The sequence below is a fragment of the Priestia sp. FSL P4-0332 genome (assembly GCF_038005845.1).
GTDB lineage: Bacteria > Bacillota > Bacilli > Bacillales > Bacillaceae_H > Priestia.
Map to the genome: position 1 here is coordinate 4,438,894 of NZ_JBBOUA010000001.1, position 13,981 is coordinate 4,452,874.

Sequence of the window (13,981 nt, forward strand, 5' to 3'; positions counted from 1 at the left end):
TTATTGCGCTCTTTTTAATAAAAACAGCTGTAAAATAAGCGCTTTATCCATTTTTCCCGTCTTCATTTCATAATCTGCCTCTGCTAAATCCTTTAAAATTTCTTTAAGCTGCTGTTCCTCAAAACTTCTGCTCTGCTGCAAAGCAATTTTCACACGAAACGGATGAACCTTAATCGTTTGAGCAATTTGCTGCTGACCGTACCCTTGACTAGACAGCTGCTTCGTATGATAAATCAAACGAAACTGCGTCGCTAACAAAGATAAAATTTTAATAGGCTCTTCGTTATTACGCAGTAAATCCTGATACATATTTAAAGCAGTAGAAACCTTTCGCTGAATAACAGCGTCAATAAGCGTAAATACATTTTGTTCAAGCGTTTTTGCCACAAGCTTAAGCACAACTTCTTTTGTAATGACTCCGTCTTGTCCAACATATAACACCATTTTTTCAATTTCATTTGTCACAAGTGTTACATTAAGACCCACAAGCTGAATAAGCAGCGTCACAGCATCTTCATCCATATTCACTCCATCTTTTGAAAGTAAATTATGAATCCACTGCTTCATTTCTTTTTCACCAAATTCGTTCGCTTCAATGTAAGCTGCTTGTTTTTTTAATAATTTTGTTATTTTTTTTCTTTCATCCAGCTTTTCATAAGGGGCTAGTAGAATTAACGTTGAAAAAGACGGGGGCTGCTCCACATATTGCTGCAGTTTTGCTAGATCATGCTCTACTTTATCTTTCGATTTTTCAGCCGTTAAAAATGCTGCATTTTTCGCAACCACTACACGCTTGTCTCCTAAAAAAGGAAGCGTTTCAGCATCTTCTAGAACTTGATCAATCGATGTTTCTTCTAAATCGTATAGTGACAAGTTAAATTCTTTATCTTCTTCATTTAACGTATAGTCGACGATTTTATCTCTAATCTTTTTACTCATAAATGCATTGACCCCGTGTATTAAGTAAACGGGGGCTATATTATTTTTGGTAATACTTTTTAAGCTATCAACTGCCAACGTATATACGCTCCTCTTTTTTATTCATCTATATTGATTATGTATAGTTACTGATAAACAAAATACAATTTCTATCGTAAAGGTGTTATGAGTTTTTGGCAACAATACAAAAGGAATTGCCTTAAAACGACAATTCCTCAGTTTATGATAAACATTAACAATATAAGCCCTAGGTTACTTATTTGTTAATGATTAAACCCTTATCTCTATTTTCTCCTCATGTCTATAAAGTATAGTTGTTAACTGTTGTCAGTTTGTGAAAACGCTTTTAAATTGTCTAGATTTTTAAAAAAAGTTAGATTATACTGTAAACAGGAGGGGTGTTAATGAACCAATTTGAAGAAAGTGTCCAAAGTAAACGCAACGACGCTGTCGATTCTGCCGTAGGATTTGGTGTTTCATTTGGCTTTTTCACTGCCTTATTTGTTATTGCAACTGTGATTCACTACTTGGGTTCGTAAAATTGCTTCAAGGCTGCTTCTTAGCAGTCTTTTTTAGTTCGTTTTTCTTACTATAGACTATGGAAGTTGCTGCGAAAACGTTCCTGACTTTTTTGTAAATTCATACATTACCCCACCATCTTCATCCGTTCGATAAATATACACTCCGTAGCTTTTCAGAAGCTCTAATATTTCTTGATGAGGATGACCATAACGATTTTTTTGTCCCGCTGAAACAAGCGCTACTTTAGGATTTAAATGTTGAACAAACTCTTCTGAAGTTGAGGTTTTACTGCCATGATGCCCAACTTTTAATACATCTGCTTTAAGGTTTAGAAAGTCTTTCAATATTCTTTGTTCTCCTTCCTTTTCTAAATCTCCAGTGAATAGCCATCTTAAATTTCCTAACTTAGCGTCTATTACAATTGAGCCGTTGTTGCTCGTTTCTTCGAAACCTGTCGGAGAAATAATCTGAAATAACACACCTCCTTCTTGCCAGCTATCTCCTTGTTGAACAATTTGAACAGGCACTCTTTGTTTTTGAGCAGCGATCACCAAGCCAGTCTCTACGTCATTTAATTCAGCTTTTTTCCCAAGCACCAGCTCTCCGACAGCCACTTGTGAAAATAAATGCTGTGCCGCCCCTGCGTGATCATAATCGCCGTGTGTGATAATCATTTTATCTACCCTTGTTATTCCTTTTGAATGCAAAAAGGGAACAAGTACATCTTCTCCCACGTCAAAAGAAGAACGACGTTTTTGCCATGGTTCTTTTGGAAATGAAACGGTTCCTCCCGTATCGATCATATACACACCTTTTCGATAAGGAAGCTCAATGATAAAGCAGTCTCCTTGTCCTACATCGACCATTGTGACCGTTCCTTTTGGATTCAAATAAGGATACATACATTGTGCGGCTAACAATGCCACGAGAAGAAACATATAGCGAACGAAAAATTCTCCTTCTTCGACCGCCACAAATACAGCATAAATGCATAAGTACATGCCCAAAAACAGCACAATGTGGGGTTTTCCCGTTACAAAATCAGCGGGAATCCAATCAAAAAAGCCAAGCAATTTTTCACAAAAAAGTAAAAGAACATGAAGAATTTGCTCCAGCAGTTCACTCACTCCTGGCAAGAGGATACGAACAAAAAGAATGAGCAAACAAAGAGGTAATATAACAAGAGAAAACAGCGGTACAAAAACCATATTTAATGGCAAACTGAGGAGAGATACTCCATAAAAATAGTACAACAATAAAGGAAGTGAACTGATTTGTGCAATCGCTGAAACAACCATGAACTGGCTGAAAGAAGAATGAAAACGAGGTAAAATCGTCTGACTCGATAAAATCAATGCAAAACTAACGGCAAAAGAAAGCTGAAATCCTACGTCAAATAAATAGTACGGCTTAAAAAGCAGCATGGCCATAAAAGCAAGGCTGATGCTATCAACCAAAAGAATTTTTCTTTGTATTTTTATCGATATAAGCATCAGCATACTCATAAAAACAGCTCGGACAACTGAAGCGCTGCCACCGGCCAAAACCATGTATACAGGAAGAAGCAAAAGTAAAAGCGTAATGGCTCGCTCGCGCGTTATTCCAATCCGAATGAGCAAATAAAAACACATCGCTGTCAGCAGTCCAACATGAAGACCTGATATGGCAAGCAAGTGGATTAAACCAAATTGCTGATAGCGCTTGATACTCTCTTCTTCGATGCCAGTGCGCTCGCCATAAATTAGTGCCTGCATAAACCCAGCGCCTGGATCCGACATATTTTGTTGAATATAATTAATTCCTTTTTGACGAATAAAGGTAAGGTACGTAAGTGGAGTTAAAGTGGGGAGCTGACATTTTACCAAATCAAGTCCCTTGACGTTAAGCTGCCAATGAATAGACTGATGGTACAAATATTGCTGATAATCAAATGCATGAAGGTTGCGAGCAGGTGAAGGAGAAGTTAATTGCCCCCCTAGTTGACAAACTTGATGAATCGTTAGCTTTTCGAGCTGCTGTTTCTCTTCCAACGTTTTTAGTTTATAAAAAGCCATGACCTCTTCATTTTGAACCGTAAACTTAAAAGTAAGCTTGTCGCCGTTACTATGCGGAACAGAGGAAATTTCGCCTGTAAAAGAAGAAGATTCAGCTAAAAGAACCGTTTTGTTATGCTTATTTGTCTCAGCTAATAGGTAGACGCACAAAACACTCAACAGTGCAGAAGCAATAACCACTTTCCTCGGACATTGTAGCCATTGAAAAATGAAAAGCACGATTAGCAAAAACAGGCTTACAGCGGAATGATTATCATATACATATAAAGCTATCATCATGCTAAAAGCACAGTAAATATAATATCCTTTCACCTTTAGCTCCTTTCTTCTTAAAAGAAAGAGGCTCCTTACTGTTACCAAGTAAAAAACCTCTTTTACCTTTAATTTGCCGTAAACAAAGCGAGAGCTTCACGCTGTAAATTCATCACTTCTGCTTCGTCCGCTCCGCTTTTTTCTAAACGAGCGAGAACATCCGTCACAAATTGAAGCTTCTCTTTACTTTTTAAGTCAATGATTGCTTCATCAAGTTCAACTTTTGCTGTTTTCACTCCCGCCTGTTGAAATAACTCAACAGCATACGGATGATTTTTGTAATCATTAGCGTAATATACTGTTTTAATTCCCGCTTGAATAAGGGCTTTACAGCAGTTTAAACAAGGAAAATGCGTGACGTATACTTCCGCATCTTCTGTTTTTACACCAAACTTAGCACACTGCAAGAGTGCATTCACTTCTGCATGGACAGTTCTTACACAGTGTCCATCAATCACATAACAGCCTTCGTCAGCACAATGCACACCTCCGCTGATCGAGCCGTTGTATCCTCCAGCTATAATACGTTTATCACGCACCACTGTAGCCCCAACAGCCAGACGTTCACAAGTGCTTCTTAAAGCTAGCAAATGGCTTTGTGCCATAAAATATTGATCCCATGAAATCCGGTTCATCTCATTCCCTACCTTTTTATTTAAAACTGAATAATTATAATTATACTTGTCTCTTTCATAGTGTAGCGTTTCTTTTCCTTTTTCGTCAATAAGTCTCTACTGTACCGTAATTTGAGCTTTGATTTTTTCTAGCGACTTCTCGCCAATACCTGATACTTGCCCCAAATCCTCTACTGTTTGAAACAAGCCATTTTCCTCTCGATATGAAACGATGGCACTCGCTTTTGAAGGTCCAATACCATTTAGCGTTTGTAGTTCATCAGTGTTCGCTGTATTGATATTAACAAGGGGCTGATCATTTGAAGTTCCTGAGGAAGAGATTGAAGAAACTGGAGATGAAGGCGGGATTTCTTCTCCAGCAGCTGGGATGTAAACAGCCATTTCATCTTGTAGCTTGCTAGCTAAATTGAGCTGTCTTAAGTCCGCTTCTTTCGTAGCGCCTCCGGCTTGTGCTAGAGCATCTTTTACCCTTGCATCTTTCGGAAGCTGGTATACACCAGGCTTCTGAACAGCTCCTTTAATATCCACCATAACAAACGGGGAATCTTGGCTCGAAATTACTTGATCAGACGACTCTCCTTCTTTTTTTGCAGCAGAAGATTCTGCCTTTATCATATCTGAGGTTTGAAGAGAACTTTCCGGTTTCTCTCCGCCTGTGCGATAGATATAAAAAGCCAAGCTAACTGCTAAGCAAATACACCCAATTAGCCATTGTTTTTTTGAAAAAGTCAAATTGTACACTCCTTTGAATTTTGAAGTAACGTCATAAATTCCATTACGTCTTCATAGTGTTTAGAAGAAAAGGCTTTTGAAGGAGGGAATGAATCAGTGAACATAGGGTTTATCGGAACAGGAAACATGGGGAAAATATTAATTGATGCGTTTATTGAATCAAAAGCCGTACGTCCTTCTAAAATTACTATTATGAATCGCACAAAAAAAAGAGCCAAAGAGATTCAACAGCAGCATAAAAAAATTCATGTTGCTGATACAGCTGAAGAAGTTGTTCACGCATCCAAAGTCATTTTTATTTGTGTTAAGCCATTGGATATTCACCCCCTTTTAATAAAATTAGAACCACTGCTGACGAAAGATCACTGCATTGTATCCATTACCAGTCCAATTAGCGTAGAACAAATCGAACGCCTCGTTCCGAGTCAAGCAGCTAGAATTATCCCTAGCATTACGAATCGGGCATTAGCAGGTGTTTCTCTTTTCACGTTTGGAGAAAGATGTACGCCTTTTTACCAAAATTATTTACATGAATTATTTTCATCTATGTCAAAGCCTATGGCTATTGATCAAACGATTACGCGCGTATCATCCGATATCGTAAGCTGCGGTCCTGCATTCTTCAGCTTTTTGCTTCAGCGCTTTATTGATGCAGCAGTTCAAGAAACAAATATTTCTGAAGAAGAAGCTACCGTCATGGCCAGTGATATGATTATTGGAATGGGAAAACTGTTGGAAAAAGAAATATTTACGCTTCCTACCTTGCAGGATAAAGTATGCGTAAAAGGCGGTGTAACCGGAGAAGGTATTAAAGTTTTAGAAGCTGAACTCGGAGAGATGTTTGTGCACGTATTTCAAAAAACACATGAAAAATTTGACGAAGACATTGAGCTTGTTCACAATCAGTTTGATAGTCTTATTCCATAATTTCTGTAGAAATCCTGCTTTGAAACAAAAAAAGAAGCCTCTACTCGGCTTCTTTTTTTTGCGCAGAGAAAAAGATGCGCTCACTGTTTGAAGTAGGCTCACTCATTTTGAAATCTGCACTTACTTCTATATTTATAAAACCAGCTTCGCTCAGCCATGATTGATAATGGTCAATCGACCAAGTGCGCTGAGCATGCACCTCATCAAAGCGATGATATGCATCCATTTCTTCATCATAAGCAAAAAACGTAATATCATGCTCTACGCGCATGTCTGTATCGTCATAGGTGCAGTTCCAAATATATGACACGTCTTCATCTACGTAAGAAAAAGATTGATTTCCAAATACGTCCTTCATCTTGTGCACTGAATGAACATCAAATATAAAGAGCCCACCTGGTTTTAAGTGCTTATATACACGTTGAATGGTTTCTTGAACTTCTTTATCACTTTGCAAATAGTTCAAAGAATCACAAAAGATTACTACACAATCGAACTCTTTCAATAACTCAAGTTCCGCCATGTTTTGCTGAAAAAGAGATAGCGTTACCCCTGCTTCTGTCGCCTTTTCCTGGGCTACCATAAGCATATCATCAGACAAATCAACGCCTACTACGGAGAAACCTTCTTGTGCAAATCGAACGGAGAGTTCTCCCGTGCCGCAGGCAAGGTCTAATATACTGTCAGGCTTTGTTTTCGCTTTTGCCACCTGCTGATTAAAAAATTCAGCCCAATCGTCATACGGAACGTCTGCCATTAGCTGATCATATACGTAGGCAAATTCTCCGTACCTGCTCATAACTGTAGCTCTTCTGAACTTACAAATGGTGCATCTCCCCATAAGCGTTCTAAGTTATAATATCCGCGCTCATCTTTATGGAAAATGTGAACCACAACATCTCCAAGATCAACAAGAACCCACTTAGCCTGCTCAAATCCTTCTAAACGCTTCACAGAAATGCCTTGTTCGTGTGCTTTTTCTTTAATTTCACGAGCAATTGCCTGCACTTGTTTATCTGAGTTACCGTGACAAATAACAAAATAATCTGCCACAAGTGAGATTCCTTCCATATTTAACGCTACGATATCGATTGCTTTTTTATCGTCTGCTGCTTCTACAACAAGAGATAGCAATTCACGTTCAGTCATGTGTTTGACCTCCTAAGATTAAATCATTATATGTCATCATCGTATCGGGATAAACGGCCTGATGTTTAGTCATTAAAAAAGAAATGGTGTTTTTCAGTGATTGAATAAGTGCTGCATTTAAGTCGATTTTAGCTAACTCCCGCACTTCATCAACACCTGGAAATCTCCTTCCGGGTTCAATGTAATCAGCAACGTACACAATTTTTTCAAGTAACGTCATGCCAGGTCTTCCGGATGTATGGTAAGCAATCGCATCCAATACTTCCTTATCCGTAATCCCTACTTCATTTCTCACTAAAAACGCGCCTACTGGAGCATGCCATAATTCGGTATTGTATTCCAATAAAGAAGGGTTCATGTTTTGATCAATAATAATTTGCTTCATCTCTTCCTTTGGACGAAACTTGGCATAGTCATGAAAAATAGCAGCCAGTTCTGCTTTTTTTTCGTCTGCTTCAAAACGCTTAGCTAATTCAATTGCTGTTTCCATTACCCCCACAGTATGAATATAACGACGTTCTGTTAACTGTTTCTTTACGATTTCTAATGCCTCAGTTCGATTCATATAATTGATTCTCCTCGATATATTGTTTAACACCAGCAGGTATAAAATAACGAATGGTTTCTTTCTTTACTACTCGTTCGCGAATAAAGGAAGAGGAGACATCAAACTGCGGAACTTCTACTTCTTTTATCGGGTAAGGGGACGTAATGGTATACCCCGGGCGTTTTACACCTACAAATGTAACCAAATTGACTAATTCATCAATTTCATACCACTTCGGCAAATATTCTACCATATCAGCACCAACGATGAAATGAAACTGATACGTTGGATACTTCTCCGTTAGTATTCTCATCGTATCATATGTATATGAAGGCTCTTTGCGCTCAAATTCAATCGGCTGCAGGGTAAATTGATCATGTTCTTCAATAGCTAGCTTTAGCATTTGTAAACGATGATATGGCTCAATAGGCTCTTTGATTGTTTTATGAGGTGGAATATACGACGGCATGAACCATATCTCATCTAATTTCAAGGCATGCAAAACCTCATTTGCCATCATTAAATGCCCCAAATGAGGCGGATTGAATGTTCCACCTAAAATTCCAATACTCTTCAACAATCCCCGACTCCTTTAATTTACTTCATTTTTAAATAGAGCGGGTTTCCCCGCTCTATTTCATTTCACTTTTGGAAGCATTAACTGCTTATTTTCGCGTGATTCTTTATATAATACAATTGTATTTCCAATCACTTGTACAAGCTCTGCTTTTGTTCCTTTTGTTAATCGAGCAGCAACCGTGTCACGATCTTCGTCACAGTTTTGCAGAATGCTTACTTTTAATAATTCTCTTGCTTCTAATGCATCAGCAATTTGACCAATCATATTTTCGTTGACTCCACCTTTTCCTACTTGGAAAATTGGATTTAAATGATGTGCTTTTGAACGTAAAAAACGTTTTTGTTTACCTGTTAACATAAAAACCTCCGTTGTATCTTATCTCTTAGTTAGTGTTGAAAGAACAATATGTTCCATTGCCTCTTCGTCAGGACGGACGTTCGTCCACTTTTCAAATGCAAGTGCACCTTGCAGTACAAACATACCGACACCGTTATGAGTGCCTGCCCCTTTTGCTTCAGCCTCTTTTAAAAGCTTTGTTTTTAAAGGGTTGTAAATAATATCGCTGACTACGGCTTCTTTTTGCAATAAAGTAAGTGCTAATGGCAGCTCATCAACGTTAGGATACATTCCCACTGAAGTGGTATTAATAATAATATCGAATGTATCTAATTGTTTTTCCGCATCAGAAATAGACATCGCCGCCGTTTTCGTCGAAAAAGGCAGCTCGTTAGCTAATACAGCTGCTTTTTCGACGGTACGATTGCATATCGCAATTACCTCGGGAGCATGCTGAGCGGCAATTGTATAAAAAATAGCTTTTGCAGCTCCTCCAGCTCCAATAATTAAAATTCTTTTTTGGGATAAGCTGCCTTCTACTGCTTTGAGTAAAGACGTCACATACCCCTCTCCGTCGGTATTGTATCCAATATAACGGCCATCTTGATTAACAACTGTATTTACAGCGCCAATTGCCTTTGCTAATGGATCGACTTCATCCAAATGCTTCATAATATCAACTTTATAAGGAATCGTGACATTAAATCCTTGAATGTTTTTATCTTTTAGCTCTCCAATGGCTGACTCAAAATGAACAGGTTCAATTGGAAAAGCTTCATAATGAGCATCCATATTCAGACGTTTAAAGGCGTCATTTTGCATCAATGGCGATAGTGAATGCCCAAGCGGATAACCAACTAGCCCATATAATGTACTCAAGATTTTTTCCCCTTTTTGTTTAAATTAAAGAATCGCGCACAAATACGCCGACTCCTTTTGGTGCATGCGCCACAACTTTTGAACCTGACTCATTAACCGTCACCCAGCCAAGCCCTGAAAAAACAATATCCGTTTTTTCATTTTTTATTGTAAATTCATGTGCAACCAGTTCAGGAAACTCATCCATTTGCTCTGGGCGCGGCGGCTGAAGCAGTTCACCTGCTTGCTTTTCATACAGCTCATCTGCTTTTTCAAGCTTCGTACGATGGATATGCAAATCGTTCGATACATAACATGTTAATGACTTGCGGCCTCCCTGTACATAATCTAAGCGCGCCAGTCCTCCAAAGTATAACGTTTGCCCTTCATTTAGCTGATAAACCTTCGGCTTTATTTCTTTTTTAGGAGAAATTAGCTTTAAGTCTCGTTTATCTACATAGTGAGCCATTTGATGGTGATTAATAATACCAGGCGTATCATATAAAGACGCGCCGTTATCAAGCGGGATATCAATCATATCCAGCGTTGTGCCCGGATATTGAGATGTGGTAATAATATCTTTTTCTCCCGTTACTTCTTTAATAATGGCATTAATAAATGTTGATTTACCAACGTTTGTACATCCCACAACATATACATCTTTACCTTCGCGATAATGTTCAATGGCTTCGGCAATTTCTCGAATTCCTTGTCCTTTTTGCGCGCTCATGAGAAACACATCCACTGATTTTAGCCCAAGCTCTTTCGCTTCTCGCTTCATCCAATGAATTAGTTTATTTTTCTTTATAGACTTTGGCAGTAAATCTGCTTTATTTCCCACTAAAAGAACCTTGTTATTTCCAACAAATCGATGCAAACCAGGTAACCAGCTGCCGTTAAAGTCAAAGATATCTACAACTTTTACAACTAAACCGTCCGTTTGACCAATTCCATTTAAGATTTTTAAAAAATCATCGTCTGTTAAGGAAACATCTTGTACTTCATTATAATGCTTCAAGCGAAAGCATCGCTGGCAAATAATAGCTTCTTTTTCTAGTGCTGATTTTGGAGCATAGCCAAGTTCATCCGGTCGTTCTGTTTGAATCTCCACTCCGCATCCTACGCACTGTAATTTTTCTTCACTCACGTTTTAATCCTCCCAGTTAATCATACCTTTTCGTTTCATCCAACCTAGAATTCTTCGTTCCATTTTACGGTTAAATTTCGTTACAAATCCATCTGTTTGCGCAACTGGTACAACCAAAACCGTATATACGCCGAGACGATTTCCTCCTAATACATCCGTTAAAAGCTGGTCACCAATAACTACAACCTCATCTTTTTGCAGCTCCATATCACGAAGAGCTCTTCTAAATGCTTTACGCATCGGTTTGCGTGCTTTATATACAAATGGAAGTCCAACTGGATCTGAAAACAGCTTGACTCGTTTCTCCACATTATTCGATACAATCGTAATTTTAATTCCACTATCTTTCATTAACTGAAACCACTCAATTAATTCCGGAGTGGCATCAGGGCGATCCCATTCCACCAACGTGTTATCTAAGTCGGTAATAATTCCTTTTATTCCGCGCTCTTTCAAATCGTCTGGCTTAATTTGAAACACGTTTTTCACATGTTCATTTGGTAAAAAAAGTTTCAACACGTATCATGCACCTCGAATATATAGTTACATACTAAAATTAACGCCGTCTATCATTATAACGACTTCTTGTTATTTTCCAACCTAAAATTTTATTCTCTTCAAAAACAGGTCTTTTCTTAGTATAAAGGATATGCCTTGTGAATGCTTTAACTTTATACAGAAAGTTATTGACAAAAGGTAGTAAAACTCCATTTGTTCGTGAGCTTACGATATATTCACCCACTGCAAACTTAAAATAAAAAATAGTGCAGAAAACGTTTATTACTTATCAAATAGGGTAAGTGGTAAACAAATTCCGTTAAAAGTTTTCGACAAAAATTGATAAGCCCAATTATGTGGATAAGGTTATACACATTATCCTCTGTTATAGTTCAGCAATTAATGGTAATTATAAACAACATACCCACATTTTATCCACCGAAAGCTGTGGATAACAGAACGATTGTTCCTTTATTTGATTCATGTTAGATTATAAATAAGGAATTTATTAGCATTTAAATATAACTTTTTAGGATATTTATTTTAGTAGGAGGTGGCGGCAATCTTATGAGAAAATTATCAGATGAGCTGCTTATTGAATCATACAGCAAAGCAACTGAACTGCAATTAAGCCCTGATTTTATAAAATTAATTGAAGAGGAAATTGAAAGAAGATCATTAAAGATTAGCATACAAATTCCTTCTTAACGAATAAAAGAGCCTTCTTAATAAAAGAAAGCTGCATCTTCATTTATCTATCTACTCTTTTATTATATAGGCTCTATTTTTTCAAATGAGCAATTGGTTCTCCACATTTTACGTAAGAACCTGAGTAAACATTAGAAGCAAAAGTGATTGAGTTCTTCTCAAATAATAAAATGACAGTCGAGCCAAACGTGAAGTAAGCCATTTCTTCCCCTTTTTCGACTACTTCTTTTTTAGAAACCGCTTCAATACTGTTGATAAACATGGCTCCTACTTTTACCATCAGCATGTGACCATTTTCAAATGTTAACTCCGTAAGCTTCCGGAAATTTTTCACAAGCGGTTCTTTCCCGTATTTGATTCCTAATGAATTTACTGGATAAGACTTTTGTCCAACGGTCCACGTATCCCCCACATGGGCTTTAAGAGGGCTGTGAATGCGATGATAGTCTTTCGGACTAAGGTAGAGGATAATAAACTGTCCCTCTATATATTTTTCAAGAACAAGATCATTTGAAACCATTTCCTGTATAGAATAAGGTTTGTTTTTTACAATCATTTCTTTTTGAGGCGTAATGACTCCATATGCTTCTATCTTTGCATCTACAGGACTGACAACGCTGTCTTTCTGCTGATCGACCGGACGGGCAGAAGGTTTCAAACGGCGAATAAATAGCTCATGTAAGTTTGGATAGTGATGCAGAGGCTTGTCCATTTCTTCTTTATTTACTTTAAAAACTTTTGTATAGGAGGGTATAACAAACCGACTCCATTTAGAGAAAGTGAATTTTCGAATGAGCTTCGATGATCCTTGGTGATTCGTAAGCTCAATAAACGTTCGATACAGGTGCTGCAACAATAATTTTACCTCCACATACTGAATAGTTCTTTACTAGAATAAGGTTTGCGTCTACAATGAAATTACCATTATTTTTACCTTTAGTTCATTCCATCCTTTAAAGGAGTGAGGAAATTGTTTTTATTAGACTATCTAGATCATACAATTAAAAAGCTGAGATCCCAAGCGGCAAACTCCTTAACGATTGTTAATTTAAGTTTAGGAAGCTTTGCTATTTTATTTGTCATGAAAAATGAATTGAACTTAAGTTTATTACTAATTTTTTTAGCAGCGTTAGCAGACCGATTCGACGGCATGGTAGCCAGAAAGCTGCAAATTGAATCTGAACTTGGAAAACAACTGGACTCCATGTGCGATATTATATCATTTGGCATCGCTCCAGCTCTACTACTTTATCAAAGTATTTTATCTCACTTTGGTGCTGCAGGTTCAATTGTTACCATCTGTTACATTGCTTGCGGAGCACTTCGTCTTGCCCGCTTTAACATCACAGAAAATACTGGGTATTTTACAGGGCTCCCTATTACCGCAGCAGGTTGTTTATTAACTCTTAGCTACTTAGGCGTCCCTTATTTGCCTTCACACTTTTATATGTTTTTAATTATCGTACTCGCTTGCTTGATGATTAGTACTTTCAAGCTAAAAAAAGTATAGAGCTCTATTTACTTTTATAGAGGAATATTATCGTCTTGCTTCTTTTCTTAATTATAGAATAAATCATCTTCTTTAAGAAACAAAGCGAAAATTCCTTAAGAATTCTTAAAAATGAATGGTTCTATTCGGTAGGATATGTCATCTAAAAAAACTCATGCGCATGCATGAGTTTTTTTTAATACCAGCAGCTAAACCAATAGAAGCTTCCGAAAATTAATAACAGGACAAACAGAACAATCAACAATCCAAGTCCCCAGCCGAAGCCTCCTCCACATGGGTAAGCTGGATAATTAGGATAACAGCAGCCTCCGTAACCGTACATACTCTCCCTCCTTACACTATGAACTACTACTAGCGTATGTACATACTTTCCCCCTGTATAGGCTGGTAACTATCTCTAAAGAAAAATCTGTGGACTTTTTCAAACTCTCTTGTCCCCGGGGGAATTTTAAACGTACAGGCAAAGACATCCTTCTTTTTACATATAGTGTAATGTTAGTCTCTCACAGGTTGATATCCCCTTATGG

At 37.7% G+C, this 13,981-nt stretch carries 18 protein-coding genes; 4 read left to right on the forward strand and 14 right to left on the reverse strand.

The annotated features are described in order from the left end of the window. Positions 1-1,017, reverse strand: a complete 1,017-nt coding sequence (gene holA, locus MKY06_RS23305) for a DNA polymerase III subunit delta (protein WP_013059250.1) — start codon at positions 1,015-1,017, stop codon at positions 1-3. Between the two features lie 326 nt (positions 1,018-1,343). Between holA and MKY06_RS23310 the strand changes: the two genes are divergently transcribed. Continuing rightward, positions 1,344-1,478, forward strand: coding sequence for a YqzM family protein (locus MKY06_RS23310; protein ID WP_013059251.1), 135 nt, complete (start codon positions 1,344-1,346; stop codon positions 1,476-1,478). Positions 1,479-1,535: 57 nt separating this feature from the next. Here MKY06_RS23310 and MKY06_RS23315 read toward each other — a convergent pair whose 3' ends face one another. The 3 genes from MKY06_RS23315 to MKY06_RS23325 form a co-directional block, all read right to left on the reverse strand. Further along, positions 1,536-3,827 (reverse strand): DNA internalization-related competence protein ComEC/Rec2, encoded by a 2,292-nt coding sequence (locus MKY06_RS23315; protein WP_098476289.1) that lies wholly within the window; start codon positions 3,825-3,827, stop codon positions 1,536-1,538. Positions 3,828-3,895: 68 nt separating this feature from the next. Then, the gene (locus MKY06_RS23320; RefSeq protein WP_025750557.1) at positions 3,896-4,462 is read right to left on the reverse strand and encodes a ComE operon protein 2; all 567 of its coding nucleotides are present in this window, start codon (positions 4,460-4,462) and stop codon (positions 3,896-3,898) included. A 96-nt stretch (positions 4,463-4,558) separates the two neighbouring features. Beyond that, positions 4,559-5,194, reverse strand: coding sequence for a helix-hairpin-helix domain-containing protein (locus MKY06_RS23325; protein WP_013059254.1), 636 nt, complete (start codon positions 5,192-5,194; stop codon positions 4,559-4,561). Positions 5,195-5,290: 96 nt separating this feature from the next. Here MKY06_RS23325 and comER point away from each other — a divergent pair, with 96 nt between their 5' ends. Continuing rightward, a complete protein-coding gene (gene comER, locus MKY06_RS23330; protein ID WP_098476290.1) occupies positions 5,291-6,121 on the forward strand; it encodes a late competence protein ComER in 831 nt (276 codons plus the stop codon). A gap of 40 nt (positions 6,122-6,161) precedes the next feature. Here comER and MKY06_RS23335 read toward each other — a convergent pair whose 3' ends face one another. The 8 genes from MKY06_RS23335 to MKY06_RS23370 are packed head-to-tail and all read right to left on the reverse strand — an operon-like array spanning position 6,162 to position 11,254. Next, positions 6,162-6,920 (reverse strand): class I SAM-dependent DNA methyltransferase, encoded by a 759-nt coding sequence (locus tag MKY06_RS23335; protein WP_013059256.1) that lies wholly within the window; start codon positions 6,918-6,920, stop codon positions 6,162-6,164. Beyond that, positions 6,917-7,270 carry a ribosome silencing factor gene (gene rsfS, locus MKY06_RS23340; protein ID WP_013085071.1) on the reverse strand — a complete coding sequence of 118 codons (354 nt, stop codon included), beginning with the start codon at positions 7,268-7,270 and terminating at the stop codon, positions 6,917-6,919. Before rsfS ends, MKY06_RS23335 begins: the two co-directional genes overlap by 4 nt. Then, complete coding sequence (gene yqeK / locus MKY06_RS23345; protein WP_013059258.1) at positions 7,263-7,835, reverse strand: bis(5'-nucleosyl)-tetraphosphatase (symmetrical) YqeK; 573 nt, start codon at positions 7,833-7,835, stop codon at positions 7,263-7,265. Before yqeK ends, rsfS begins: the two co-directional genes overlap by 8 nt. After that, positions 7,822-8,394: a nicotinate-nucleotide adenylyltransferase gene (locus tag MKY06_RS23350; protein WP_013059259.1), complete on the reverse strand. Its 573-nt coding sequence runs from the start codon at positions 8,392-8,394 to the stop codon at positions 7,822-7,824. Before MKY06_RS23350 ends, yqeK begins: the two co-directional genes overlap by 14 nt. 60 nt (positions 8,395-8,454) lie before the next feature. Further along, positions 8,455-8,754 (reverse strand): ribosome assembly RNA-binding protein YhbY, encoded by a 300-nt coding sequence (yhbY, locus tag MKY06_RS23355; RefSeq protein WP_013059260.1) that lies wholly within the window; start codon positions 8,752-8,754, stop codon positions 8,455-8,457. Between the two features lie 18 nt (positions 8,755-8,772). Next, positions 8,773-9,612 (reverse strand): shikimate dehydrogenase, encoded by an 840-nt coding sequence (aroE, locus tag MKY06_RS23360; protein ID WP_016765605.1) that lies wholly within the window; start codon positions 9,610-9,612, stop codon positions 8,773-8,775. Between the two features lie 19 nt (positions 9,613-9,631). After that, the gene (gene yqeH / locus MKY06_RS23365; RefSeq protein ID WP_013059262.1) at positions 9,632-10,738 is read right to left on the reverse strand and encodes a ribosome biogenesis GTPase YqeH; all 1,107 of its coding nucleotides are present in this window, start codon (positions 10,736-10,738) and stop codon (positions 9,632-9,634) included. A 3-nt stretch (positions 10,739-10,741) separates the two neighbouring features. Continuing rightward, entirely contained in the window at positions 10,742-11,254 is a 513-nt protein-coding gene (locus MKY06_RS23370) for a YqeG family HAD IIIA-type phosphatase (RefSeq protein ID WP_013059263.1), read from the reverse strand. 549 nt (positions 11,255-11,803) lie between these two features. On the opposite strand from MKY06_RS23370, the gene MKY06_RS23375 reads away from it, so the two are divergent. Continuing rightward, positions 11,804-11,944, forward strand: coding sequence for a sporulation histidine kinase inhibitor Sda (locus MKY06_RS23375; RefSeq protein WP_013059264.1), 141 nt, complete (start codon positions 11,804-11,806; stop codon positions 11,942-11,944). A 73-nt stretch (positions 11,945-12,017) separates the two neighbouring features. On the opposite strand, the gene MKY06_RS23380 is transcribed toward MKY06_RS23375, so the two are convergent. After that, positions 12,018-12,800, reverse strand: coding sequence for a phosphatidylserine decarboxylase (locus MKY06_RS23380; RefSeq protein WP_098476291.1), 783 nt, complete (start codon positions 12,798-12,800; stop codon positions 12,018-12,020). Positions 12,801-12,914: 114 nt separating this feature from the next. Between MKY06_RS23380 and pssA the strand changes: the two genes are divergently transcribed. Next, entirely contained in the window at positions 12,915-13,454 is a 540-nt protein-coding gene (pssA, locus tag MKY06_RS23385) for a CDP-diacylglycerol--serine O-phosphatidyltransferase (protein WP_013059266.1), read from the forward strand. 175 nt (positions 13,455-13,629) lie between these two features. On the opposite strand, the gene MKY06_RS23390 is transcribed toward pssA, so the two are convergent. Beyond that, on the reverse strand, positions 13,630-13,776 hold the full coding sequence (locus tag MKY06_RS23390) for a hypothetical protein (protein WP_013059267.1): 147 nt from the start codon (positions 13,774-13,776) through the stop codon (positions 13,630-13,632). Positions 13,777-13,981 lie beyond the last annotated feature (205 nt).